4 protein-coding genes and 1 pseudogene are annotated in these 4,358 nt (G+C 37.4%); 4 read left to right on the top strand and 1 reads right to left on the bottom strand.

The window, feature by feature from the left end:
- The 4 genes and pseudogenes from Q0L68_RS16930 to Q0L68_RS16915 form a co-directional block, all read left to right on the top strand.
- Window positions 1-437 (top strand): annotated as a pseudogene (locus Q0L68_RS16930) (hypothetical protein); the annotation flags it as partial.
- A 63-nt stretch (window positions 438-500) separates the two neighbouring features.
- Window positions 501-1,205: an SDR family oxidoreductase gene (locus tag Q0L68_RS16925; RefSeq protein ID WP_296705414.1), complete on the top strand. Its 705-nt coding sequence runs from the start codon at window positions 501-503 to the stop codon at window positions 1,203-1,205.
- A gap of 4 nt (window positions 1,206-1,209) precedes the next feature.
- On the top strand, window positions 1,210-3,192 hold the full coding sequence (gene ispG, locus Q0L68_RS16920) for a (E)-4-hydroxy-3-methylbut-2-enyl-diphosphate synthase (protein ID WP_296705412.1): 1,983 nt from the start codon (window positions 1,210-1,212) through the stop codon (window positions 3,190-3,192).
- Window positions 3,193-3,240: 48 nt separating this feature from the next.
- The gene (locus Q0L68_RS16915; protein ID WP_205639379.1) at window positions 3,241-3,435 is read left to right on the top strand and encodes a DUF6728 family protein; all 195 of its coding nucleotides are present in this window, start codon (window positions 3,241-3,243) and stop codon (window positions 3,433-3,435) included.
- A gap of 53 nt (window positions 3,436-3,488) precedes the next feature.
- Here the strand turns inward: Q0L68_RS16915 and Q0L68_RS16910 are convergent.
- A partial coding sequence (locus tag Q0L68_RS16910; protein ID WP_296705408.1) for a DUF5009 domain-containing protein occupies window positions 3,489-4,358 on the bottom strand: 870 nt, incomplete at its 5' end.

The following is a 4,358-nucleotide window of genomic DNA, read 5'->3' as shown; positions in this document are numbered from 1 at the left end:
ATTTTTTAGAAAACAGAAATTATAAAATAGAACAAACTGCACTGGGGCCTGAGTTTGCATGGCAACCAACTCCATTTTTTAGAACAACGGCTTCTTATTCATATACAGGCAAGCAAAATACAGAAAACATTGAAATAGAAGAGAAAGCAATGCTACACCAGGTTGGTTTGGATTTACGCTATGCAAAAGCAATAAAAACTACTTTAACGGGAAATCTAAAACTCATTCAGATTGATTACAATGGAGTTTCCAATTCTCCTGTTGGCTATGAAATGCTTCAGGCTTTAACTCCCGGTACCAATGTGACCTGGACTTTAAATTGGCTTCAAAAAGTAGGAGAAGGCTTACAATTGAATTTGGTCTATGAGGGAAGAAATTCACAGGGCTTAGACAGAATTGTTCATGTAGGAAGGATGCAGGTTTCAGCACTGTTTTGATAAAAAAATGTAACTTTGTTTCCTGTAGATAGTTGTCATACTAACTATTAAAACAACAAATAAATGAGTAAAATTATTCTCGTCACAGGTGGTACCAAAGGTATAGGGAGGGCTATTATTGAGCGCTTTGCAAATGAAGGGTTTGACATAATCACCTGTTCAAGAAATGAAAAGGAATTAGAAGAACTGAAATCATCTTTGGAAGAAAATCATGCCTTAATACATGTTTTGACCGTGAAAGCAGATTTATCTAAGAAAGATGAAGTATTGGGGTTTGCAGAGAAAGTTAAGGGTTTCGGTACACCGGACGTGCTCGTGAATAATACTGGAGTGTTTTTGCCAGGGGCTATATTAGAAGAGCCGGAAGGTAATCTTGAAGTGATGATGAATACAAATTTGTATTCTGCATACTATCTGACTCGTGCTTTGATCGGGGATATGAAAGCTAAAAAAAGTGGTCATATTTTCAGTATGGGCTCCATAGCAGGATTAACAGCATATGCCAATGGTGGAAGTTATGCGATATCGAAATGGGCTATGTTAGGAATGACAAAGTGTATAAGGGAAGAACTGAAAGATCATCAGATTAAGGTAACTTCGGTTTTACCCGGAGCTACATTTACTGCTAGCTGGGAAGGAATGGACTTGCCTGAAGAACGTTTCATTAAAGCTGAAGATGTTGCTGAATCAGTTTGGTCAGCATATAACCTTTCCCCGCAAACTGTTGTTGAAGAAATAGTTATAAGACCTCAATTAGGAGATATTTAAAAATATGGAACCAATTATTAAATCTTTGGATCAATTGTACTGTAATAGCCTTACCAGCTATTCCCGAAGAAAAACAATTCCTGTTAATGTAGGAGGGGTTTTAATTGGAGGTGATAATCCTATTGTGGTCCAGTCAATGACAACGGTCGATACCATGGATACCATGGGATCTGTGGAGCAATGTATCAGAATGATAGAGTCAGGATGTGAATTGATCCGCATCACAGCACCGAGTATCAAAGAAGCCGAAAATCTTAGAAATATTAAAAATGAGCTCCGAAAAAAAGGGTATCAAACACCCTTGGTAGCAGATATACATTTCACTCCCAATGCTGCAGAAATAGCTGCCAAAATTGTGGAGAAAGTAAGAATCAATCCAGGCAACTATGCCGATAAGAAAAAATTTGAGGTCATAGAATATACTGATGCTTCTTATCAGGAAGAGTTAGATAGAATCAGAGAAAGATTTTTGCCTTTGGTAAAGATCTGTAAAGAGAATGGTACTGCGATGAGAATTGGTACTAATCATGGTTCTCTTTCAGATCGAATTATGAGTCGCTATGGCGATACACCCCTTGGAATGGTGGAGTCTGCCTTGGAGTTTTTGAGAATCTGTGAAGATGAAAATTATTTTGACATCGTCATTTCGATGAAGTCTTCTAATACTCAGGTGATGGTTCAGGCCTATAGGCTCCTGGTTCAAAAATTAAATGAAGGAGGGTTTAAGCCTTATCCATTGCATTTAGGAGTAACAGAAGCAGGTGAAGCTGAAGACGGTAGAATTAAGTCAGCAGTTGGAATTGGAACCTTGCTGGAAGATGGATTGGGAGATACAGTTAGAGTTTCATTGACCGAAGATCCAGAGTTTGAAGCACCTGTCGCAAAGGCTTTGATTGACCGGTATGTGAATCGTTTGCCACATGCTGCTATTCCAGAGATCAATCATTACCCAATACATCCTTTTGACCATGAGAAAAGGCAAACAGAGGAAATATATAATTTTGGAGGTCACAATGTACCAAGAGTAATTACGGATATTTCCAAGATAGAAAAGATCACAGAAAAGGAAATCAAGCAAACAGGGCACTTTTACCTTCCTGAATTGGATAAGTGGAAAATGAATGATCAGGGCTGTGATTTCGTTTATTCTGGTTCTAATCCGATCCCATTTATGTTGCCAAATGGAATGAAAGAAATTCAGGATGCAGCAATTTGGAAAAGTCAGAAGGATCAGATCAATAAGTTTCCTTTATTCGACTTGGTGCAATTTGAGAATTCTTCAAATTACCATTCGGAGTTAAACTTTTTGGAGGTCTCAGATACAGAAATCAAACAAGTGATTCCTCTGATTTCTGGAAGAAAAGATACAGTTCTGATTTTAAAAACCTCTAATAAGCATGCAATGCCGGCTATGAGACGGGCTTTTGTAACTTTAATGGAGTTAAAAAATCAGATACCAGTGGTAGTCAAAATTTCCTATCCAGATCAAAATCAGGACTTGACCATGCTTTATGCAGCAACGGATGTTGGTGGTTTATTAATTGATGGACTCGGAGATGGAATTTTCATGTCTTTGGAGAAAGAACATCAAACAGATCGTCAAGAGATATTGGATCAAATAAAATTACATAATTCTGTAGGTTTTGGAGTGCTTCAAGCAGCACGTACCAGAATGTCCAAAACAGAGTATATTTCCTGTCCTTCCTGTGGACGAACGCTATTTGATTTACAGGAAACTACAGCGATGATCAGAAAAAGAACAGACCATTTGAAAGGAGTGAAAATCGGAATTATGGGATGTATCGTGAACGGTCCAGGAGAAATGGCTGATGCAGATTATGGCTATGTCGGATCCGGAAAAGGAAAAATTACGCTTTATAAAGGGAAAGAAGTGATGAAGCGCTCAGTACCATCAGAAAAGGCAGTAGATGAGTTGATAGAAATTATTAGAGAAGATGGAATGTGGAACGAACCTGATTCCATTTAATTAAACTTTTCTAGGTAGTTTCCTGTTTAAATTTCAAATTCCGAGATAATGTCAGAAAATAATAAAGTAAAAGAATTCTTTAAGTTGGGAGAAGTGGGTAACTACTTTATCAGAGTTTTCCAAAAGCCGGATCCTAACCAAAAATCAAATCTAAATCTTAGAATGATGCATGGCATCAACAAAATTTCAATTATTGTATTTCTTCTGGCAATAATAGTCTGGACTATTAAGAGATTTATTTAAGTAATTGAAAAATAATATAAGGTCATCTGAGAATGCAGATGACCTTTTTTGTTTTAAATCTTAAAGAAAATCTTCTTTTTATATAGGAAATAGCAGAGCCCCCACATCGCCACCAAAGTGCAAAACGCAGTAATAATCCCAAGTCCATGTTCTCCAAAACCTAAAGGCTCAAGAAACCCGGTAGTAAAAATACCTAAGGTTCTATTTAGCCAACGGTGACCTAATATTTCCGCAAATAGGTAAATGAATATAGAATTCATTCCAACGATGATGAAAGGAAAAGCTTTGGATTGATATTTTTTGACATCGATCAACCAAAAAGAAAATGCCAAAGCCAATAGGGCCCAACCTCCTGATACCAAAGCAAAAGAACTGGTACTGATTCTTTTAATAATGGGGGTGATTCCCATTAAATCCAGTCCATATCCGAGAATCAGCCCTGCAATTCCAGCGATTACAAAGATTTTTATTTTTTCCCGACCCATTTTACTAGATAATAAGATGTTCCCACAAATTGCTCCCCATATTGTATGAGCAGCTGTTGGGATGCAGTTAATCGCAACCCAACCTCCATTGTTTATTTTACCCATAAGGATCATATCAATGTAATTCCCGAAGTTGGTTCCATGTTCATAAGGAACAGTTGGGTTGTACAATCTATAAAGGAGCTCTGTTAAAATTAGAAGGCCTAGGGAAACACCGAGTTGGATTTTCCAGGATTTCCTGATTAGAAAATAGGTGACCAAAATAGTAAATGAAAGTTGGGTCAAGACATTCCAAAGTTCAAAAACCAATTTCCCGCTGTAAATACAATGAAGCCCTGTTCCAAAAAGAAAAAGTAACAAACATCTCTTCAGCATATGTTTGGTTACTTGGGATCTGTCCGCATGATTTGCCAAGCGTTTGTTCAAAGAGAAAGGCAT

Origin of the sequence: Algoriphagus sp. (genome assembly GCF_024642405.1) — a bacterium.
Lineage (GTDB): Bacteria > Bacteroidota > Bacteroidia > Cytophagales > Cyclobacteriaceae > Algoriphagus.
The sequence above is the reverse complement of the archived record's forward strand: the minus strand, read 5'-3'. Positions and strand labels throughout refer to the sequence as shown.